Genomic DNA, 21,491 nt, shown 5'->3' on the forward strand with positions numbered 1-21,491 from the left:
TATAATGTTTTATGGCCGTAAATGTAAAATTTTTAAAGGAGTTATATCCATAAAATCGTATCATAAAAAATTAAATATTGTTAAAAAATGTGGCCATATTGATGATTTTATTAACGTTTTTGCAATTATATAAAATGGTAAAATAGTGGTGTATTAACAATTTGAAAAGGAAAGCAGTCTCAGTTGAGTTAAAGCAATCCCGCCATATATGCGTTAATCTTTTACAAAGATTGGTGCAGCTGACCAAAAAGCAACTTCAGCCTGCTAAAAACAGTTGTTTCATCGTTTGCCGAAGATTTTACCCAACATGAATTTAATTTAAAATTGCTACAAATAAAAGGTATTTCTGCTCTTTCTTTAAATTAATCAGATCCGATATTATCAGGATTTCTACAATATTTAATGCTGTTTTTTAAGTTTTATTTTTCAGCTTCACAATCAACTTCAAATTAAACTGCCTTCCGGTTAAATAGTTCGGAATTGCATATTGTACATTATCAACATCATTCAACCACAGGTAAGATGCGGTATTGTTAATATTTAACATGTTAAAAATTTCAAAAAACAGGATCACCGAACTAAAGTTCTGATCTAAAAATTTAGGCTTATGTATGGCAACATCATCTAGAAAATCTTTAGAAAAACCGATATCTAAACGCTTGTATGAGGGAATAAAAAATTTATCCAGATATTTTGGTGTTTGTGGCGGTCCGATGGGTAAACGCGAACCATACATTGCAGTTAAATGCACTTTATAGGTTGGGCTGTTTAATAACCGATCCTGGAAGAAAATGGAAAAATTCAGTCTTTGGTCGGTAGGGCGTTTCATATATCCGGGATAAATGATTTGTCCGTTCTGTATATAACGATCTCCGATAATATCTTCGCTGGCCTGCATGACCGACATCCGGAAATAGGAAATTAAATCTTTTACAAATTCACCTCCAACACTAAAATCAGCACCATAAGCATATCCTTTTGATACTTCATTAGCCAAATACCTGATTCTTAAATTATCAATTTTATAAGGAATTAACCGATCCGAATACTTGAAGTATGCTTCGGCAGTAAACTTTAAACGAGCCCCAAAGGCATCAAATGCATAGTCATACCCAAGTGATGTATTATATGAACTTTGTGCTTTCTGGCTGGTATTCAGTTCCCCGGAAAAATCCCGGAGTGTACGGTATGAAGGTGGTTGCTTATATACACCTGCGGCAAACCTCAGGATTTTGTTGTTGGAATTTGGCCGGTAGGCGATTAACATTCTCGGGCTGATGATCAATTGACCGCTTAAGGTGTTGTATCCAGCACGGGTGCCTAACTGTAACTCTGCATAGTTTGAAAGAGAATAACTATCCTGAATATAAGCGCTATAATTTTTTATACTGATATTATTTTCTCCCTTAACTATATTATTGAAAGCCTTATTGTTCGCGTTTAGCTGGATGATGCCTGATGAGTCGGTATAACTGTATTCATTTAGTTGATCTTTATAATGCGACTGATCCAGCTTTAAACCCCAGGAAAATAAATGGTTATTAAAGTTTTGATCAACCTTAAGCTCAGTAGCAAAAATCTGTGTATTCAGGTTATTTTTTCCGTAGTTATAATAAACTCCTGTGCTTTTATTCTGCTCCGAGTGATTAAAAAGTCCCTGGCCAGTTTTACCAAAAACATAGTTGCTCGTAATATCAAACTGTTCCCGCTCGATGGTATTAAAGTAACTATTGATTAACTTAATCACCAGATTGGGTTGTGGGGCGTAGGTTGCCGTAACTGCGGTACCAAATGTCTGATAGTCATCAATTTCCTGGCCTGTATAATCCATATCCAGTCGAAGGGCTGTGTTCAACGTTCCAAACTGGGTTTCACGGTTGGTAGGTAAAAGTTTAAACCGACCCAGATTTAAATTACCTAAAACACTGATGCTTAATTTTGGAGAAAACTCATATTGATACAGGAGTTGTACATCGGCAAAGTGAGGACTGTAACTCCCTTTTTCATCTTGCTTAGTCAGCACACTTGAATTATTTTTATACCTAAAACCTGCTAGGAAAAAACTCCGTTTAAAAATCCGTTTTGTTGCTAATGAGGTATTTAGAAAACTGGCGCTCAGAATGGTCTGGTTACTATCAGGCTTATCATACCTGATGTCCAAAACTGAAGAAAGTTTATCTCCGTACCTGGCTTCAAATCCACCAGCAGAAAACTTAGCCTTACTTACCAGTTCGGCATGAATAGCGCTCAAGCCCTCCTGCTGCCCGTTACGAATTAAAACAGGCCTGTTAATTTCTATATCATTGATATATATTAAATTTTCATCAAAATTACCCCCCCGCACACTGTATTGCGCACTTAATTCATTATTGGTAGAAACGCCCGGCAAAGTTTTTAATATCGTTTCAAAATTACCTGAAACCATTGGCATAGAAGTTACATCGGCGATATTGATGGTGGTGGTATTGCTGAGCTGATTTTGTTTGTTTGTGATATTTACCTGCTCCAGCTCATTAATATTGGCAAACAGGTTTATATCTTGTGTTAGCCGTACACCTGAATGTGTATTAAACTTTAAAACCTGTGGCAAATAGCCCAAGAGGGAATATTTAATGCTAAATGATTCTGATTTTGAATAGACAGTATACTTGCCCGATTCGTCGGTAACTGTTGATTGCGTCTGCCCCAATACAATAACCGTAACCTGCGATAAAGGCAATTTACGCTCATTATAAACAACCCCTGAAACCCTTACTAAAGGCTGTGCAACTGCAATGCCGCAACAAGCCATTAACATTAAAAGGGTTAGCCTAATCTGGAGCATTTTTTAGTATCAAGATGAAATTATCAGGCATTAGAAATTTCGAGCGATCAACCTGACCAAAGCCAAAGGTATGCTTAAACGCTTAAACTATTTTGCGTCAGACTTTTCATTTTAGAAATGGTTTCCTTAGGATTATCTGTAGCAAAAATTGCATTTCCGGCCACGAAAGCATTAGCACCTGCTGATACTAATGTAACAATATTTTGTAAACCTACGCCACCATCAACCTCAATAATTAAATCTTCGTTAATGCCTTGAATCAATTGTTTTAAATCACTGATTTTTTTGTAAGTGTTATGGATAAATTCCTGTCCGCCAAAACCCGGGTTTACTGACATGATCAATACCAAATCCAGGTCTTCAATAACATCCTGCAACAAAGTAACCGGTGTATGGGGATTTAAAGCCACACCAGCCTTACAGCCCGATGCCTTTATCAATTGAATAGTTCGGTGTAAATGTGTACAAGCCTCATAATGAACCGTTATCCGGTCTGCACCAGCAGCTGCAAATTCCTGTACATATTTATCTGGATCGACGATCATCAGATGAACATCTAAAGGTTTAGTTGCATGCTTTTTAACTGCAGCCATGACCGGAAAGCCGAAAGAAATATTTGGCACAAAAACACCATCCATTACATCCACATGAAACCAGTTGGCCTCACTTTGATTAATCATTTCGATATCGCGTTGTAAATTACCAAAATCGGCAGAAAGTATGGATGGGGCAATGATGTATTTCATTAGTGTATTTATAACAGTTTTATATTATACTATTTTAGTTTAGGATTTCAACTAAAAGCGATCGTCACCCCTGAATTTATATCAGGGACTTAATTACAAGAAAGGTGCTGAAATAAATTCAGCATGACGAATTGGACTAACGCTTTCCTTAAAAACATAATATGTTAATTAGTAATGGCAAGTTACAAAATCATTTCAAACAAAATTATATCTCAACAAAAAACCCTTTCAACATGAAATTGAAAGGGTTTGAATTATATCTCCCGACTTCTGACTACAGACTTCGGACTCTTTAACTACGCTTGTGGCGCAGCTGGTTTCTCTGGTCTTGGCAATAAAACCTTACGGGAAAGTTTCATTTTACCTTGTTTATCGATATCCAATAACTTAACCTCGATCTTATCACCTTCTTTCAATACACCATCCATAGTCTCTAAACGCTCCCATGAAATTTCAGAGATGTGTAATAACCCATCTTTACCTGGCATCACTTCAACGAAAGCACCAAATGGCATGATCGATTTTACTTTACCCTGGTAAACTTCACCAATTTCTGGTTTAGCCACGATGTTACGGATACGGGTAACAGCTGAATCGATAGCTGCTTTATTATCAGCAAAAATTTCTACGATTCCTTTACCATCAACTTCTTCGATAGAGATGGAAGCGCCGGTTTCGCGTTGCATTTCCTGAATGATTTTTCCTCCAGGGCCGATAATTGCACCGATAAATTCTTTCTCAATAGTTAAAGAAACGATACGTGGCGCATGTGGTTTATAATCTTCATTCGGCTGACTGATGGTTTTTTTCATCTCATTTAAGATGTGTAAACGACCTTCTTTAGCCTGCAATAAAGCTTTAGTTAAAACTTCATAAGATAAACCATTGATTTTCAAATCCATCTGACAAGCAACAATACCATTTTCGGTACCGGTTACTTTAAAATCCATATCTCCCAAGTGATCTTCATCACCTAAAATATCAGAAAGAATGGCATATTTACCAGTTTTTTCATCAGTGATTAAACCCATTGCAATACCGGAAACCGGAGATTTGATTTTAATACCTGCATCCATCAATGCTAGTGTGCCAGCACAAACAGTTGCCATTGATGATGAACCATTTGATTCTAAAATATCAGAAACGATACGGATGGTATATGGATTGGCATCACCCTGTGGCAATACTTTTTTCAATGAACGTTGCGCTAAGGCACCGTGACCAATTTCACGACGGCCAGCACCTCTGTTCGGTCTAACCTCACCTGTTGAGAAACCCGGGAAGTTATAGTGCAATAAGAATTTCTGGTAACCGTTGAAGAAAGCACCATCAATCATCTGCTCATCATCTTTACTACCTAAAGTAACTGATGTTAATGATTGGGTTTCGCCACGGGTAAACACCGCCGAACCGTGAGCAGCAGGTAAATAACCAACTTCACTCCAGATCGGACGAATTTCTGTCGTTTTACGACCGTCTAAACGAATACCTTCATCTAATAACAGATTTCTAATCGCATCGTACTGCACATCATGGTAATAATGTTTAGCCATTGCTTTGGTTAAATCTGCAGTATCTTCTGGCATCGCCTCGAAAAACTCATTGATAATCGCTGTAAAGCCAACTTTACGCTCATCTTTATTTGAACCGGATTTCGCTACTGCATAAACCTTATCATAAGTATCAGCAAAAACCTTGGCCCTTAAATCAGCATCATGGTCTTCATGGCTATATTCACGTTTTACAGTTTTACCTGTTGCTTCAGTTAATTCAACCTGAATCGCACATTGAACTTTAATGGCAGCATGTGCAAATTTTAAGGCTTCAACCATTTCATCTTCCTGAATTTCATCGCACTCACCTTCAACCATACCGATATCGTTTGCAGAACCTGCAACCACGAATTCTAATGTGGCACGTTCTAAATCACTTGCATATGGATTGATCACCAATTTGCCGTCAATTTTAGCTACACGTACTTCAGAAATCGGACCGTTAAAAGGAATATCTGATACAGCTAATGCAGCTGAAGCAGCTAAACCGGCTAAACAATCAGGAAGGATATTTTTATCAGCAGAAATTAATGAAATCATCACTTGCGTATCAGAGTGATAATCAGAAGGGAACATTGGGCGTAAAGCTCTGTCTACCAAACGGGAAATTAAAACCTCATAATCTGATAACCTTGCTTCACGGCGTAAAAATCCACCTGGAATGCGGCCGGTAGCCGCATATTTTTCCTGATAATCAACTGATAATGGTAAGAAATCAGTTCCTGGTTTAGCACCAACAGTTGATACAACAGTTGCCAACAACATGGTATCGCCCATTTTCACTACTACCGAACCATCAGCTTGTTTGGCTAATTTACCAGTTTCAATTTCAATTGTTCTGCCATCGCCCAAATCGAACGATTTTTTTATTACATTCATTTAATTAGAATTGTGGTGTGTTTTCCTCTTTCTACACACCGTTGTTTATATATGTTTTTGTTTTTGCAAACGAAGATAAGATTAAAAAACCCTATCTATAATAAATCCCGTCAAAATATTTAACAGGAAAGTAAAAAAGCCATTCTAGAGAATGGCTTTTAATGATAAAATTACGCTTATTTTTGTTTAATGATATCACGAAGCGATAAAGCTTTGATGATAGCACGATAGCGCTCAATATCTTTTTTGTATAAGTAAGCCAAAATACCGCGGCGTTTACCTACCAATTTTTGAAGTGACAACTGGGTAGAGAAATCTTTACGATTTTTCTTTAAGTGTTCTGTTAAGTGCGCAATACGGTATGTAAACAACGCTACCTGACCTTCAGCAGAACCCGTGTTGGTTTCTACTTCGCCGTGTGTTTTGAAAATTTCGGCTTTCTTTTCTGAACTTAAATACATTCTTGAATAATATTAAAGTGTATAAAATTAATTAATAATGCCGCAAAGATAAAGATTTTTTACATAGTAGCAAAGCATTGTTTAATTGCTGGATCGTTAAATCATTTCAAAAGTAACGCTATTTCTTAGTTTGTTACTTCAGTGCCACCCTCCCTGCAATATTTTTGCCTGTCTTAGTTCATTTGTCATATTTGCGAGGAGGAATAACGAAGCCATCTCATTCTGAAATTGCGGCAAAAGGATTTCCGCTAAATCGGGTTTAGAAAAATAAGATTATGTAAAAAAATTAGTTTTTCTTATTAATACGCTCCAGTTCTAAAACATCTAATTGATCTTTCGGTCTATTCGTAGCGCGTTTGTTATCAAGGAGATGGTTATAATGAAGAAATCTGGCTTTGATCCCATTTATTTCATCCACAGTTGCCATTTGAAAATACTCATCAAAATTATCTTTATCCAATCCGGGAATATCTGTCATTAAATCTGCATACATCCCATCATCCATCATCACTTCGCAATACCCTGCAATAATCGGAACATCCAATAACATGTCGTATTTGCCATAACCCATTTTATCCAGTGCATAAATTAAGTTTTGCCTGTTTTCTTTTGTATCTTTTAAATATATATCCAGGTCTCCTGTAGTACGGTTATAACCATAACGGTTTACAGCAAAGCCACCTACAATTAAATAATGTAAATCAAACTGTTGAAAAGTTGCTAACAGCAAAAGCATTTCTGGGTTTTCTTTATCAAAAGCCATATACGGAAATTATATGGCTGGCTTACGAATGACCAGGCCTTTGCCTTGAGGAGATTTTAAAGGCCTACCGCCATTCATAACCATTGAAATGTGATTGAGATGCAACACGCTAAGAAAACGTTGCTCCGGAGTATGACTTAAATAAACACTTTCACGCTCTTCCGCAATTATTTCGCGAGAAGTTGAAATATCATATAAAATTAGCTTTCCCATTTCATATCAAAAATACGAAAAAGAAACTAATACTTTACATTGGAACGGTTATTTAATACTTTTGCACAAAACACTTTTACCCTTGGAAAAGAATCAATTTAGCATTTTCGAAAGCGAACTTCGCGTACGCCCTGACGACATAGACATGTTTAATCATGTACATAACAGCAAATACCTGGATTATGTATTGGCAGCCCGTTATGAGCAAATGGAAAAATTTTATGGAATGCCTTGGGAGCACTTCACTAAACAAGGTTTAGGCTGGGTAGTGAGCCATGTAGACATTAACTTTAAACGCCCGCTTTTGATGAATGATTTAATGTTGATCAGAACAGGCATATTAAAGATGCATGATAAAGGTTGTGCTGTTCAGTTCGAAATTATCAATAAAAAAACGGGCAAAGTTGCATCCGATGGAATTTTCGATTATGTCTTAATTGATTTAAACACCAGTCGCGGAACAAAAGTGACTGAAGAAATGATTAAAGCGTATAGTATTTAGTTGGGCGTCAGAAGACCGAGGTCCGAAGATTTAGTTTTTCACAAATATATCCTGAGCCTCAAACCTAATCCAGCATTCTCAACTCAATGATATAATTAAATGTTTTCAGTGGTTCTGTGGCAATAAATCCATCAAACTACTAAAAATCAACCATTAAAATTTGACAGACAGGAAATTTATTTATCTTTGCCTTATCAAAAAGAACAGAACCATGATAGTATCTGCGATCCGTTTGAGGTTTTAGTTAACCGAGGATTTCCCTCCCATTTAAAATTCACGAACATACGCTTAGCCGCGTTTCATTCATTTATTCATTACATTTTATATTATTACATATGTCACAGTCAATAAAGACACGGGGCAAACTATCTTCCTTTTTTGAGGTATTAGTACAATCCTTAAAGGGAAATGAAGTGGATCTAACCTCAATCAGTATAAAACGGGCAATTATTTTATTAGCCATTCCAATGATGCTGGAAATGGCCATGGAATCTATATTCGCTTTAGTTGATTTATATTTTGTAGGTCACCTGGAAAACAGCAGCCATGCTATACAAACAGTAGGCCTAACTGAATCCGTTCTGACCATCATTTATTCTTTGGCAATAGGTTTAAGCATGGCTGCTACAGCAGTAGTATCACGAAGAATCGGCGAGAAAAATCCGGAAGCTGCAGCTCAGGCCGGAATACAAACCATTATTATAGCGGTGGCTGTAAATATTTTAATCAGCATTGCCGGATTGATTTATGCAAGGGATATTCTTTTGCTCATGGGCGCATCTGCCGAAACTGCTGATCATGGAACAACTTTTATCCGCATCATGATGGCAGGAAGTATCATCATTGTTTTGTTGTTCTTAATCAATGGTATTTTCAGAGGCGCTGGAAATGCTGCCATCGCCATGCGCAGTTTATGGATCGCCAATATTGCCAACATCATCCTCTGCCCTCTTTTTATTAATGGATTTGGTCCTATTCCGGCGTTTGGATTAACAGGTGCAGCCATTGCCACAACCATTGGTCGTGGTTTAGGCGTAACCTATCAGGTTTACCATTTATTCAATGGTAAAAACGCTTTGAAGATCAGAATCAGTCATTTCATTCCTGATTTCGAACAAATCAAGGCCATTGTAAAAATAGCTGCCCCTGCTATCTTCCAGTTTGTTATAGCAAGCTGCAGCTGGGTATTTTTAGCAGAATTAGTGGCCACAACTGGCGGAGATGAAGGATCAGCTGGCTATCAGACCGCACTGAGATTAATGATGTTTTTCTTATTACCAGCCTGGGGATTGAGTAATGCTGCCGCCACTTTAGTTGGCCAGAACCTGGGTGCTGGTCATATCGATCGCGCTGAAAAATCAGTTTATCAAACCATGAAATACATCCTGGTTTTTATGGCGGTGGTAAGTGTACTTTTCCTAACCTGCGGTCATTTATTCGCTGCGTTTTTCACATCAGATGAAAAGGTTATTGATATGGCCAGCAGGGCACTAAGGATTTTAAGTATCGGTTTTGTTATATATGGGATGGGAATGGTGCTGACCAGTGCTTTCAATGGTGCAGGCGATACCTGGACACCTACTAAAATTAATATTTTTGCATTCTGGCTGTTCCAGATTCCGTTTGCATACTTCCTTGCTAAATACCTGGATATGGGGCCAACAGGTGTTTTTATAGCCATCCCCACCGCTGAAATTGGTATTGCTATTGCCGCTTTTATTCTATTCAAAAAAGGTAAATGGAAGAAAACGATGGTTTAAAATCAACTTAACCACCAATAAAACCAGCCACCGAAACACGGATTGCACAGAAAACAAAAAAAGGATTACTGCTCTGAGCTACATAAACCTGATGAAGTATATTGCGTTTTTTTCATCAGGAGCAGCAAAAAGCAGAACGACCTTCACTTAAAACTACTGAATTTGCTTTTCAAATATTTAAAAAACCAGCCATTTTTCCATCTTACAAATTCCATTAAAAACTATATCTTTGCGCAAAGATGAAGCATATACGTAATTTTTGCATTATTGCACATATCGACCATGGTAAGAGTACTTTGGCTGATAGGTTATTAGAATATACAGCGACGATTTCGCAGCGTGAAGCGCAGGCGCAATTGCTCGACAATATGGATTTGGAGCGCGAGCGGGGCATTACAATTAAAAGTCATGCCATACAAATGAATTATAAAGTTGGAGATATTGAATATAACTTCAACCTGATTGATACCCCCGGACATGTCGATTTTTCGTATGAAGTTTCGCGTTCAATTGCAGCATGCGAAGGTGCTTTGCTTATTGTTGATGCTTCTCAGGGTATTCAGGCACAAACCATTTCGAACCTATATCTGGCTTTAGAGCATGACCTTGAAATCATCCCGATTTTAAATAAAATGGATTTACCAGGTGCCATGCCAGAAGAGGTTAAAGACCAGATTATTGATTTAATTGGTTGTAAACGTGAGGATATTATTCCCGCATCCGGCAAAACTGGTATGGGTATTCCTGATATTATTCAAGCCATTGTAGACCGGGTTCCAGCACCTGTCGGTGATCCGGAAGCACCGCTCCAAGCATTGATTTTCGATTCTGTTTTTAATTCATTCAGAGGGATTATCGCCTATTACAAAGTAGTTAACGGTGAGATTAAAAAAGGAGATAAAGTAAAATTTATTAACACAGGCAAGGAATACCTGGCTGATGAAGTGGGTATTTTAAAACTGGATATGGCGCCACGTAACGTGGTCAAAACAGGCGATGTGGGTTATATTATCTCAGGAATCAAAGAAGCCCGTGAAGTGAAGGTTGGAGATACCATTACCACTGTTGCAAGACCATCGTTAGATGCTATTCAGGGTTTTGAAGAGGTTAAACCAATGGTTTTTGCGGGTATTTATCCTGTTGACACTGATGAATTTGAAGAACTTCGCGAAGCGATGCACAAGTTACAGTTGAATGATGCCTCTATTGTTTTCGAACCGGAAAGTTCAGCAGCTTTAGGCTTTGGTTTCCGTTGCGGATTTCTGGGCATGCTGCACATGGAGATTATCCAGGAACGTTTGGAGCGTGAATTCGATATGACCGTAATCACTACGGTTCCTAACGTATCTTACATCGCGCACACCACTAAAGGCGATGAAATTATTGTTAACAACCCCTCCGACTTACCAGATCCAAGTAAACTGGATTCGGTTGAAGAACCTTATATCAAAGCCAATATCATTACCAAAGCTGAATTTGTAGGGCCTGTAATGTCGCTTTGTATACAGAAACGTGGTATTATCGTGAACCAGTCTTATTTGACATCTGATCGGGTAGAGCTTATTTTTGAGATGCCAATGGGTGAGATTGTATTCGATTTCTATGATAAACTGAAAACAATTTCTAAAGGTTATGCTTCTTTCGACTACCACCAGACCGGTTACCGTAAATCAGATTTGGTTCGTTTAGATATGTTATTGAATGATGAACCGGTTGACGCTTTATCATCTTTGATCCACCGCAGTAATGCTTACGATTTCGGAAAAAAAATCTGCGAGAAACTGAGAGAATTAATTCCCCGTCAGCAGTTTGAAATTAAAATTCAGGCATCTATCGGTGCTAAAGTAATCGCACGCGAAACGCTTAGTGCTTTGCGTAAAGATGTAACCGCTAAATGTTATGGTGGCGATATTTCACGTAAACGTAAGTTGTTAGAAAAACAGAAAAAAGGTAAAAAACGCATGCGCCAGGTTGGAAATGTAGAAATTCCACAAACAGCGTTTATGGCAGTTTTGAAATTGGATTAAAATAGATTGGAGATATTAGATTGGAGATTGGAGATGATAACCGTCTAATCTCAAATCTAATATCCAATATCTCACATCTCATAAGAATGAAATTATTAGACGGCAAATACGTATCAGAAAAAGTTAAAGTTCAGATTGCAGAAGAGGCTGCAGAATTTTTAAATAAAAGCGGACGCAAACCTCATTTGGTCGCTATCTTAGTTGGTAACGATGGTGGAAGCGAAACCTATGTAGCTAGTAAGATGAAAAACTGTGAAAAGGTAGGTTTTGAATCTTCACTACACCGATACGATACCTCGGTGACAGAAGCTGAATTGCTGGCAAAAATTGAAGAAATTAATCAGGATGAGGATGTGGACGGGTTAATTGTTCAGTTACCTTTACCAAAGCATATAGACCCTGAAAAAGTTACCGAAAAAATTGACCATAGAAAAGATGTGGATGGCTTCCATCCTGTTAATCTGGGTAGAATGATGCGTAATTTACCGTGCTTTATCCCGGCAACACCCTATGGCATTTTATTGATGCTGCAGGAATATAACATTGACACCACCGGGATGCATTGCGTTGTGGTTGGTAGAAGTAATATTGTAGGCAGTCCGATGAGTATTTTAATGGCGCGTAATGCTAATCCCGGAAATTGCACCGTAACACTCACACACTCCCGTACAAAAGATTTGAAGGAGCAGGTTTTACAGGCAGATATCATCATCGCAGCCATTGGTAAAAAGAACTTCATCACTGCTGATATGGTGAAACCAGGTGCAATTATCATTGATGTAGGTATTAACCGTGAAACGTCTACAGAAACAAAATCAGGCTTTAAGCTTTATGGTGATGTAGATTTTGAAAATATAGCGCCGATTTCATCTTACATCACGCCTGTTCCAGGTGGCGTTGGTTTAATGACAATTGTTGGCTTACTGAAAAATACACTCGCCTCAGCAAGGAAAGAAATCTATAACTAGGTAGAGGCTATAAAGGTTGAGGGCGTAAGGTAAAATCTCATCATTATAAAATCACAAGGGCAATTCAAACATTTGAGTTGCCTTTTTTACGTGTAAATACTTTTTATTATACGTAAAGCAATTATATTTGTTCGTAAACATGATGTTATGGATTCGAAACTTACCTTAAGCTTTAACCGGGATGTGGTTACAAAAGCTAAAAAATATGCTGCTGATCATAACATTAGCTTATCCCGCTTAATTGAGCATTTACTAATCCAAGTTACATCCGGTGATTATAAATCCCTTGAAGATTACCCCATTTCTGAGTGGGTAAGTATGGTTGCAGAGGGAGAAGTAGAATATAAAAAAACAGTAAAAGCTAGCCGAAAGGCATCAAAAGATGAATTCTTTTCTTCTAAAAAGTAATTGATAAAGATATTTTTGGATGCAAATGTGCTTATTTCCGTTTTAAATAAAGAATACCCGCTTTTTACATATTCTTCGAGGATTTTAAGTTTGGCATCACATCCAAAATTTGAAGTTTACACTTCGCCGCTTTGTTTGGCAATTGCTTTTTACTTTGCTGAAAAGAAACATAAACCTCAATTGGCGAAGCAGAAAATCGATTTGCTCTGTCAACATATTAAAATTGCAGGAAATACATCAAAAGGTATTTTTGATACATGATCAAATAAATCCATCCACGATGTTGAAGATGGCCTGGAATATTATGCAGCGGAAGCAGTTGGTTGCACCTGCATCATTACAGAGGATATTAAAGATTTTTATTTTGCAGAACTGGAAATTTTAAATTGCCAGGAGTTTTTTAAAAAACATTTGCGGTAGGAACAAAGGTAAATGAGCAAAGATCAAGGATTCAAACCAAACCTTCTCTTTTATTTGCTCCTTGTTCTTTTATTCATCAATCCCAAAGCTTACTCCACCAACTCTCCTCAAAACCAATATATAATCCATCTTCCCGAAGCTCTGTTGGATAAAGATTAATGTAATCTCCTTGCCCTTCTGCTCCTCTTCCACTTTCTAAATCATATTCATAGCGATGAATTGGACAAATCAGATGACCATTTTTGCACCAGCCACCAGAAAGATGACCACCAGCATGCGGACAATGAGATTGTGTCGCTGTAATTTTATCATCATTATTAATGATACAAAGCTGTTTTCCATTGACTTCAACGGTTATAATTGAATCAATAGCAGGAATTTGAACTTTATTCAACGCTTTAAACCACTTCATTGACCTAAAATAAGAATTTAAATATCAGTGTTATTTCATCTTTGCATTAATTTTTAGATGAGGAACATTTCCACCATATTTTTTAGGATATTTGCATCCTCAAAAATGAAACAACAGATACCAGAAGACGGCACATTACTTCCTTTAATGGAAGAGTTCTACACGATACAAGGCGAGGGATTTAATACTGGCAAAGCGGCTTATTTCATTCGCCTGGGTGGCTGCGATGTGGGCTGCCATTGGTGTGATGTGAAAGAAAGCTGGGATGCCGAAATGCACCCGTTAACACCTGCTGATGTGATTGTTGAACATGCAGACAAGTTTCCAGGGAAAGCGGTGGTTATTACGGGTGGTGAACCGTTAATTTATAACCTGGATTATTTAACTAACAAGCTAAAAGAAAGAGGCATTTTAACTTTTATCGAAACCTCTGGTGCTTACCCCCTTTCCGGAAACTGGGATTGGATTTGTTTATCGCCAAAGAAATTTAAAGCCCCACGACCAGATATCACCCCTTTTGCGCACGAATTAAAAGTTATCGTTTTCAATAAAAGTGATTTCAAATGGGCCGAAGAATATGCGGCAATGGTATCTCCAACCTGCAAATTATACCTGCAGCCGGAGTGGTCGAAATCAAAAGAAATTACCCCATTGATTATTGAATACGTAATGGCTAATCCAAGATGGGAAATTTCACTTCAAACGCATAAATTTTTAAATATCCCTTAAAAAACAATACATTAGCTTAATAACCAATATGTTGTTTATGAGGCTTTACTTTACCCTTCTTTTCATTGCTATTAGTCTCCGTGTTTTTTCTCAGGCTTCAAATCATAAAAAAGCGCAGCAGTTATTTGAAAATGCTGGTCCGTTTATTGAAAAATCAGATTATGCTGAAGCAGAACGGGTACTTAAAAGTGCTGTAGATGCTGACCCATTATTTCAGGAAGCTTATATTCTTCTGGCCAATGTGCAGAAACTGCAAAAAAAATATGTGGAAGCAAAAGCGGCGTATCAAAAGTCGGTTTTAATTCATAAAAACGTCGCTCCGGCAGTGATTTACAACCTTGCTGAAACTGAATTTGCAACACAGGAATTTGAACAGGCGAAAATACATTTCAATGCTTTTTTAATGTTGGATGCTTCTTCAGACAGGGCAAAAAAAGCGAGAAAATACCTGCTTGACTGTGATTTTGCTTCCTTAGCCATTAAAAAACCTGTAAACTTTGTTCCTGCCAATCTGGGTCAGGGGGTGAATACGAATAATGCTGAATATTTTCCTGCACTAACGGCAGACGGAGAAACATTAATTTTTACAAGACAAATAGGCGGCAATGAAGACTTCTGGACTTCGCAGTTTAAAAATCATACATGGAATGAAGCAGTACCATTATCTCCTAAAATTAATACTTTAAAGTATAATGAGGGCGCACAGACCATATCTCCCGATGGAAAATATTTATTCTTTACAGGCTGTAACCGCCCCGATGGATTAGGCCGATGTGATATTTACGTTTCCCATCGGGAAGGAAATGATTGGGGCGAACCATACAATTTGGGAAAGCCTGTTAACTCAGAATATTGGGAATCACAACCTGCCATCAGTCCGGATGGAAAAACACTGTACTTTATCAGTAATCGCCCTGGTGGGTCGGGCGGATATGACATCTGGAAATGCAACATTACTGATGAAGCAAAATGGGGACCTGCTATTAATCTGGGACCAAGCATCAATACACCTGATGATGAAAACACACCATTTCTGCACGCGGATGGCCGGACACTATACTTTTCATCAGATGGCTGGCCAGGCTTTGGCCATAAAGATATCTTCTACAGCAGGATGAATGAACAGGGACGGTTTGAAAAGCCTGTTAATATGGGGTATCCGATTAATTCATTCGAAGATGAAAATGGACTTATTGTAAGTGCAGACGGCAGTTTTGGCATGTTTTCTTCTAATTTAAGCAATGGTTTCGGCCTTCAGGATATTTATCGTTTCGGAATTCCGGAAACTGCAAAACCCCTGAAAGTTTCTTATGTTAAAGGAATTGTAAGAGATAAGGACACCAAAAAAACAATTGAAAGCAATGTTCAGGTAATTGACCTGAAAACTAACCGCGCTGTTTTTGATGATGATACAGATCCCGAAACAGGTCAGTTTTTAGCCGTAATGCCTGTTGGGAGCAATTACCTTTTTAACGTAAATGCAGAAGGCTATCTGTTTTATTCAGAAAATTTTGAGTTAAAGCAAGGTGATATGAGCAAACCTTATGAGGTTGAAGTTTACATCGAAAAAATTAAACCTGGAGGAAACGTTACGCTCAAAAATATCTTCTTCGATACAAACAAATATAATCTCCTACCAGCATCCATACGCGAATTGAATTTATTGATTGATTTCCTACAGCAAAACGCAAGTGTTCACATCGAAATCCAGGGGCATACGGATAATGTTGGCGATAGTAAATTAAACGAAAAACTATCCTTTGACCGGGCAAATGCTGTATATAATTACCTGATTAAGAATGACATTGGAGCTGATCGCCTCACTTTTAAAGGTTTTGGGGCTGACAAACCGCTTCAGGATAATAAAACGGAAATGGGTAGGAAAAGCAATCGACGTACTTCTTTTTTAATTACTAAAATTTAAATGAAACAGGTGTCATCAGGCATTCCGATTAAAATTTCTTTCCTTTCATGACCCTGATTTCAGATCCTTCAGCCAGCATCACTGAATTCGGTTCGGCACCATTTAGAAAAGCAAAATCCTCACCGTAATTTGCCTTAAAATCTACATGTATAGCATAATGTTTAATCGGGTAAACTTCCCAGCGGGGATGTTCCACGCCATATTCAGAAGTTTTATCCGGACCAATTTTGGTATAACCCCAATAGTGTTCAGTAATAAATTCTTCTTCACTACCCATCAGGATATCTACTGTTTTTGAAGATGCTGTAATAGAGAAACTATTCCAATTTTTAGCCTTCCAGAGGTACTCCACCTGAAGCTGATTTTCTTTAGCTGTCCAAACATGCTTCATGGGCAGAGTTTGATAATTTTCCTTGTAAAGGGTATTCGCAACAAAAGTAATGGCGGGCAAGGGAACAATTTCCTTGATAAAAACGACACCCCGTTTCCATTCATTACCATCTTTAAACTTGACGTAAAATCTCAGATTAACTTCTTCAAAATTGGTATGAAAAGGAATATTTAATCCACGCAATTTTACGTCTACAAACATAAAACCTACCAGGCTAACATAGAATTTTCCCTGCCAGTCATCCAGTATAGTATTTGGTGGCAGGTATTTTTCAAGAATCGCCTGATCTACCTCATACTGTGCCAAAGCAAGCTTTCTCCATTCTGCGGTAAGGAATACTTTAGATTTACTCAAAATTATAAAATGGCTTGTCTGATACGAATCAGCTTAACTAATGTTTCTTCCAGTAAATCTAAGTGCAGCATGTTCGCACCATCTGATTTTGCATTGGCCGGATCAGGATGCGTTTCAATAAACAAACCATCAGCACCAACTGCAATTGCCGCTTTAGCTATGGTTGATATCAATTCAGGCTTCCCTCCTGTAACACCACTACTTTGATTGGGTTGCTGTAAGGAATGTGTACAGTCCATCACTACCGGAACACCAAAACTTTGCATTTCAGGTAAACCACGGTAATCCACAATCAGATCCTGATAGCCAAAAGTATTGCCCCTATCCGTTAATATGACCTTATCATTTCCGGCTTCTTTAATTTTTTCTACTGCAAATTTCATAGAGCCCGCAGAAAGAAACTGACCTTTTTTTACGTTAACCACTTTTCCGGTTTGAGCAGCAGCAATTAACAAATCAGTCTGGCGACAAAGAAATGCGGGAATCTGCAATACATCTACATAAGCGGCTGCCATTGCGGCTTCATCACTTTCATGAATGTCTGTAACAGTTGGCACACCAAATTCACGGCCGATTCTTTCCAAAATCCGAAGGGCTTTTTCATCTCCGATTCCGGTAAAAGAGCTTCCTTTACTTCTGTTTGCTTTACGGTATGAACCTTTAAAAATATAGGGAATCCGAAGTTGATCAGTAATGGTAATTATTTTTTCGGCAATGCGCATGGCAATGTCTTCGCCTTCGATAGCGCATGGACCAGCCATTAAAAAGAAATTTCCGGAATCGGTATTTTTTATATTATCTAGATAGTTTATCATTTTTGAGATGTGAGATGTGAGATGTGAGATGTGAGATGTGAGTTTATCTCAAATCTGGCTTCTCCTATCTCACATCTATTTTTTAGTTTCCTAATTCTGACATAAATTTAATTCGCATCAACTGAATTTCTTCGCGGGTATAATCTGTTTCACCCAGCTCATTCAGTGCCTCATCAATTGAGTCACTTTCGGCTGCCCTGAAATAATCATATACTTCATCCTGCCGGTCATCATCAATCACTTCATCAATGAAATAATTGAGGTTAAGTTTTGTCCCGGAGTTTACAATAGATTCTACCTCTTTCAAAATTTCTTCATAAGTAATCCCTTTTGAATCGGCAATGTCTTCCAGACCAATTTGACGGTCAATATTCTGTATGATGGAAACTTTCATTTGCGATTTATTCGCCTGCGTTTTAATAATTAGATCAATCGGCCGTTCAATGTCATTATCCTCTACATACTTTTTGATCAGCTCAATAAAAGGCGTACCAAATTTCATGGCTTTACCGGAACCAACGCCGGATATTTGTTTGATTTCCTCCGTAGTGATGGGATAGTGCGTACACATCTCTTCTAAAGACGGATCCTGAAAAACGACAAATGGCGGAACATTCTTTTGCTTGGCAATTTTTTTACGCAAATCTTTCAGCAACTGCAGTAAGTGTGTATCCAAAGCACCGGAACCTTGTTTTACATCATCGTCATCATCGTCTGTACCTGTTTCAATAGGTTCATTCAGAACAAACTTTAAACTATAAGGATTGATAATAAAATCTTTTCCCTGTTTGGTTAGTTTTAATAATCCATAATTATCAATGTCTTTGAAAAGGAAGTTATTCAGCACGGCCTGTCTGATCACAGATTTCCAGAGCAATATCCCTTCTTCCTTACCAATTCCAAACTCAGGCACCTTACTATGTTCATAGGCAATAGTTTGCGCGGTTTCCAAGCCTAAGAAAACATTTAGCAAATGCGCATCATCAAACTTTTCTCCGGTTTTTTCAATAAATTTAAGCAGGGTTGTAAGTTGTGCTTCGGCATCAAATTGTTTTTTGGGTTTTTTACAATTATCACACATGCAATTGCAGCCTGTTTCATTGAAATTTTCTCCAAAATAATGCAGGATTTGTTTCCGGCGACAAACCCCTGACTCGGCGTAATCAATAACCTCTTTTAATATTTGTGTACCAATTTCACGCTCAGAAACCGGCTTATCTTTCATAAACTTGGCCAGCTTATCTACGTCTTTCTGCGCATAAAATGCAATACAGATGCCTTCTCCGCCATCACGACCAGCTCTTCCCGTTTCCTGGTAATAACCTTCCATACTCTTCGGAACATCGTGATGAATTACAAAACGAACGTCCGGTTTATCGATCCCCATACCAAATGCGATGGTAGCCACAATCACTTCTGCATCTTCCATCAGGAATTTGTCCTGCGTTTCTGCCCTCACTTTAGGGTCTAATCCTGCATGATAAGGTAAAGCACTGATACCATTTAAGTTTAAAGCTTCGGCCACTTCCTCTACCTTTTTACGACTGAGGCAATAAATAATACCGGATTTACCCGGATTGGATTTGATATACTTTATGATTTCCTTATTGATATCGCGCTTGGGACGGATTTCATAAAAAAGGTTGGGGCGGTTAAAAGATGATTTGAAAAGTGTGGCTTCAGACATCCCCAGATTCTTCATAATATCCTGCTGAACCTTTGGCGTGGCTGTAGCCGTAAGTGCAATAATGGGAATGTTATTACCCAGGCCAGCAATTACCTGCTTAATTTTGCGGTATTCCGGCCTGAAATCATGACCCCATTCAGAAATACAATGTGCCTCATCAACTGCAACAAAAGAAATTTTAATCAGGTTTAGAAACTCAATATTATCTTGCTTGGCCAGAGATTCAGGTGCCACATACAATAACTTGGTTTGCCCGCTGAGCAGATCAGATTTAACTTGTGTAATTTCGGATTTGTTTAAGGATGAATTCAGGAAATGCGCAATGCTGTCATTTCCTCCAAATGCCCTTAACTGGTCCACCTGGTTTTTCATTAATGCAATAAGAGGCGAAATCACAATTGCCGTTCCTTCACTCATTAGCGCTGGCAACTGATAGCAAATAGACTTCCCTCCGCCCGTTGGCATAATCACAAAAGTGTTGTTGCCTTCTAAAATATTTGTTATGATCGACTCCTGATCACCTTTGAAATTATCAAACCCAAAGAAATTTTGCAGGTTATCAAATAACGACTTTTTCACGTCCATTTTGTGTAATAAAATATGCGATGCTATTTTTCTATCCAAAATAACATAATTTTACAAGAAATTCAAGTATCCACAAACAATTTTTTTCTCTTTGAAAAGTAAAAAATATATTCTCCAGTCAGCTTTAAACACATTAGCACTCGAAGCGGCGGCAATATTAAATGTTGCTAAAAATCTAAACGATGATTTTGAGAAGGTAGTATCCACTATTTTAAATTGCAATGGCCGTGTAATTGTTACCGGAATAGGCAAAAGTGCCATCATTGCGCAAAAAATTGTGGCCACTTTAAATTCTACCGGTACGCCGGCTATATTTATGCATGCTGCTGATGCCATCCATGGAGATCTGGGCATGATCCAGCAACATGATGTCATTATTTGTTTATCCAAAAGTGGTAACACTCCTGAAATAAAAGTATTGGTTCCGCTGCTTAAAGCTGCAGGAAATATTTTAATTGGTATGGTTGGAGAACTGGGTTCTTTTTTAGCCGAACAGGCACACCTGATTCTAAATACCGTGTTTGAAAAAGAGGCCTGTCCGCATAACCTGGCACCTACCACCAGTACAACAGCCCAATTGGCCTTAGGCGATGCCCTGGCCATTTGTCTTTTAGAATGCAGGGAATTTAATGCTGCTGATTTTGCCAGGTATCATCCTGGCGGCTCACTTGGTAAAAAATTGTACCTGAAAGCAGGTGATTTAGCTTTAACCAATGAAAAACCTGCTATCCATCCGGATGCTTCAGTAAAAGATGTTTTAATCGAAATTAGTAAAAACCGTTTGGGTGCTGTGGCTGTTGTAGATACCGAGCATCATGTGCTTGGTGTAATTACAGATGGCGACATCAGGAGAATGCTTGAGAACAATAATTCAATAGCAGGATTAAAAGCAGAAGATATTATGGGCAGGCAGCCCAAAAGTATACAGTATGACTCACTTGCAGTTGATGCGCTACACATAATTAAGGAAAATAACATTACACAGTTGTTAGTGTTAGAACAAAATACTTACTTTGGAATAATCCACATGCACGATCTCCTGAACGAAGGTATTGTGTAACATTTAAATA

19 protein-coding genes are annotated in these 21,491 nt (G+C 38.0%); 9 read left to right on the forward strand and 10 right to left on the reverse strand.

What is annotated here, in order from left to right:
* Positions 1–412 precede the first annotated feature (412 nt).
* The 6 genes from OQX64_RS06725 to OQX64_RS06750 form a co-directional block, all read right to left on the reverse strand.
* On the reverse strand, positions 413–2,824 hold the full coding sequence (locus OQX64_RS06725; protein WP_265818139.1) for a TonB-dependent receptor: 2,412 nt from the start codon (positions 2,822–2,824) through the stop codon (positions 413–415).
* Between the two features lie 74 nt (positions 2,825–2,898).
* Positions 2,899–3,570 (reverse strand): ribulose-phosphate 3-epimerase, encoded by a 672-nt coding sequence (gene rpe / locus OQX64_RS06730; protein ID WP_265818140.1) that lies wholly within the window; start codon positions 3,568–3,570, stop codon positions 2,899–2,901.
* A 296-nt stretch (positions 3,571–3,866) separates the two neighbouring features.
* Positions 3,867–6,002 (reverse strand): polyribonucleotide nucleotidyltransferase, encoded by a 2,136-nt coding sequence (gene pnp, locus OQX64_RS06735; RefSeq protein WP_265818141.1) that lies wholly within the window; start codon positions 6,000–6,002, stop codon positions 3,867–3,869.
* A gap of 176 nt (positions 6,003–6,178) precedes the next feature.
* The gene (gene rpsO, locus OQX64_RS06740) at positions 6,179–6,463 is read right to left on the reverse strand and encodes a 30S ribosomal protein S15 (protein ID WP_029285581.1); all 285 of its coding nucleotides are present in this window, start codon (positions 6,461–6,463) and stop codon (positions 6,179–6,181) included.
* A gap of 286 nt (positions 6,464–6,749) precedes the next feature.
* Positions 6,750–7,226, reverse strand: coding sequence for a hypothetical protein (locus OQX64_RS06745; RefSeq protein ID WP_265818142.1), 477 nt, complete (start codon positions 7,224–7,226; stop codon positions 6,750–6,752).
* Positions 7,227–7,235: 9 nt separating this feature from the next.
* A complete protein-coding gene (locus OQX64_RS06750; protein WP_265818143.1) occupies positions 7,236–7,439 on the reverse strand; it encodes a hypothetical protein in 204 nt (67 codons plus the stop codon).
* Positions 7,440–7,521: 82 nt separating this feature from the next.
* Between OQX64_RS06750 and OQX64_RS06755 the strand changes: the two genes are divergently transcribed.
* From OQX64_RS06755 to OQX64_RS22540, 6 genes are all read left to right on the forward strand, one after another.
* A complete protein-coding gene (locus tag OQX64_RS06755; protein ID WP_265818144.1) occupies positions 7,522–7,941 on the forward strand; it encodes an acyl-CoA thioesterase in 420 nt (139 codons plus the stop codon).
* 335 nt (positions 7,942–8,276) lie between these two features.
* On the forward strand, positions 8,277–9,701 hold the full coding sequence (locus OQX64_RS06760; RefSeq protein ID WP_265818145.1) for an MATE family efflux transporter: 1,425 nt from the start codon (positions 8,277–8,279) through the stop codon (positions 9,699–9,701).
* Positions 9,702–9,940: 239 nt separating this feature from the next.
* A complete protein-coding gene (lepA, locus tag OQX64_RS06765) occupies positions 9,941–11,728 on the forward strand; it encodes a translation elongation factor 4 (RefSeq protein ID WP_088301437.1) in 1,788 nt (595 codons plus the stop codon).
* 86 nt (positions 11,729–11,814) lie between these two features.
* Positions 11,815–12,696, forward strand: a complete 882-nt coding sequence (locus tag OQX64_RS06770; protein ID WP_265818146.1) for a bifunctional 5,10-methylenetetrahydrofolate dehydrogenase/5,10-methenyltetrahydrofolate cyclohydrolase — start codon at positions 11,815–11,817, stop codon at positions 12,694–12,696.
* A 147-nt stretch (positions 12,697–12,843) separates the two neighbouring features.
* The gene (locus OQX64_RS06775; RefSeq protein ID WP_265818147.1) at positions 12,844–13,104 is read left to right on the forward strand and encodes a DUF6364 family protein; all 261 of its coding nucleotides are present in this window, start codon (positions 12,844–12,846) and stop codon (positions 13,102–13,104) included.
* Positions 13,105–13,119: 15 nt separating this feature from the next.
* Positions 13,120–13,365 (forward strand): PIN domain-containing protein, encoded by a 246-nt coding sequence (locus OQX64_RS22540; RefSeq protein WP_416240468.1) that lies wholly within the window; start codon positions 13,120–13,122, stop codon positions 13,363–13,365.
* 235 nt (positions 13,366–13,600) lie between these two features.
* Here OQX64_RS22540 and OQX64_RS06780 read toward each other — a convergent pair whose 3' ends face one another.
* The gene (locus tag OQX64_RS06780) at positions 13,601–13,936 is read right to left on the reverse strand and encodes a Rieske (2Fe-2S) protein (protein WP_265818148.1); all 336 of its coding nucleotides are present in this window, start codon (positions 13,934–13,936) and stop codon (positions 13,601–13,603) included.
* Between the two features lie 105 nt (positions 13,937–14,041).
* On the opposite strand from OQX64_RS06780, the gene OQX64_RS06785 reads away from it, so the two are divergent.
* Together OQX64_RS06785 and OQX64_RS06790 are read left to right on the forward strand one after the other, a co-directional pair.
* Entirely contained in the window at positions 14,042–14,665 is a 624-nt protein-coding gene (locus tag OQX64_RS06785) for a 7-carboxy-7-deazaguanine synthase QueE (RefSeq protein ID WP_088301440.1), read from the forward strand.
* Positions 14,666–14,702: 37 nt separating this feature from the next.
* A complete protein-coding gene (locus OQX64_RS06790; RefSeq protein WP_265818149.1) occupies positions 14,703–16,589 on the forward strand; it encodes an OmpA family protein in 1,887 nt (628 codons plus the stop codon).
* 28 nt (positions 16,590–16,617) lie between these two features.
* Here OQX64_RS06790 and OQX64_RS06795 read toward each other — a convergent pair whose 3' ends face one another.
* From OQX64_RS06795 to recQ, 3 genes are all read right to left on the reverse strand, one after another.
* Positions 16,618–17,334: a YqjF family protein gene (locus OQX64_RS06795; protein WP_265818150.1), complete on the reverse strand. Its 717-nt coding sequence runs from the start codon at positions 17,332–17,334 to the stop codon at positions 16,618–16,620.
* 2 nt (positions 17,335–17,336) lie between these two features.
* Entirely contained in the window at positions 17,337–18,149 is an 813-nt protein-coding gene (gene kdsA / locus OQX64_RS06800) for a 3-deoxy-8-phosphooctulonate synthase (RefSeq protein WP_265818151.1), read from the reverse strand.
* A gap of 82 nt (positions 18,150–18,231) precedes the next feature.
* Complete coding sequence (gene recQ / locus OQX64_RS06805) at positions 18,232–20,421, reverse strand: DNA helicase RecQ (RefSeq protein WP_088301444.1); 2,190 nt, start codon at positions 20,419–20,421, stop codon at positions 18,232–18,234.
* 91 nt (positions 20,422–20,512) lie between these two features.
* Between recQ and OQX64_RS06810 the strand changes: the two genes are divergently transcribed.
* Positions 20,513–21,481: a KpsF/GutQ family sugar-phosphate isomerase gene (locus OQX64_RS06810; RefSeq protein WP_265818152.1), complete on the forward strand. Its 969-nt coding sequence runs from the start codon at positions 20,513–20,515 to the stop codon at positions 21,479–21,481.
* Positions 21,482–21,491: the final 10 nt, after the last annotated feature.

Origin of the sequence: Pedobacter sp. GR22-10 (assembly GCF_026239715.1) — a bacterium.
Classification (GTDB): Bacteria; Bacteroidota; Bacteroidia; order Sphingobacteriales; family Sphingobacteriaceae; genus Pedobacter.

Coding starts and splice junctions, on each gene's coding strand:
- OQX64_RS06725 (WP_265818139.1), bottom strand. CDS start 2,824: ATGCTCCAGATTAGGCTAACCCTTTTAATGTTAATGGCTTGTTGCGGC.
- rpe (WP_265818140.1), bottom strand. CDS start 3,570: ATGAAATACATCATTGCCCCATCCATACTTTCTGCCGATTTTGGTAAT.
- pnp (WP_265818141.1), bottom strand. CDS start 6,002: ATGAATGTAATAAAAAAATCGTTCGATTTGGGCGATGGCAGAACAATT.
- rpsO (WP_029285581.1), bottom strand. CDS start 6,463: ATGTATTTAAGTTCAGAAAAGAAAGCCGAAATTTTCAAAACACACGGC.
- OQX64_RS06745 (WP_265818142.1), bottom strand. CDS start 7,226: ATGGCTTTTGATAAAGAAAACCCAGAAATGCTTTTGCTGTTAGCAACT.
- OQX64_RS06750 (WP_265818143.1), bottom strand. CDS start 7,439: ATGGGAAAGCTAATTTTATATGATATTTCAACTTCTCGCGAAATAATT.
- OQX64_RS06760 (WP_265818145.1), top strand. CDS start 8,277: ATGTCACAGTCAATAAAGACACGGGGCAAACTATCTTCCTTTTTTGAG.
- lepA (WP_088301437.1), top strand. CDS start 9,941: ATGAAGCATATACGTAATTTTTGCATTATTGCACATATCGACCATGGT.
- OQX64_RS06770 (WP_265818146.1), top strand. CDS start 11,815: ATGAAATTATTAGACGGCAAATACGTATCAGAAAAAGTTAAAGTTCAG.
- OQX64_RS06775 (WP_265818147.1), top strand. CDS start 12,844: ATGGATTCGAAACTTACCTTAAGCTTTAACCGGGATGTGGTTACAAAA.
- OQX64_RS06780 (WP_265818148.1), bottom strand. CDS start 13,936: ATGAAGTGGTTTAAAGCGTTGAATAAAGTTCAAATTCCTGCTATTGAT.
- OQX64_RS06785 (WP_088301440.1), top strand. CDS start 14,042: ATGAAACAACAGATACCAGAAGACGGCACATTACTTCCTTTAATGGAA.
- OQX64_RS06790 (WP_265818149.1), top strand. CDS start 14,703: ATGAGGCTTTACTTTACCCTTCTTTTCATTGCTATTAGTCTCCGTGTT.
- kdsA (WP_265818151.1), bottom strand. CDS start 18,149: ATGATAAACTATCTAGATAATATAAAAAATACCGATTCCGGAAATTTC.
- recQ (WP_088301444.1), bottom strand. CDS start 20,421: ATGGACGTGAAAAAGTCGTTATTTGATAACCTGCAAAATTTCTTTGGG.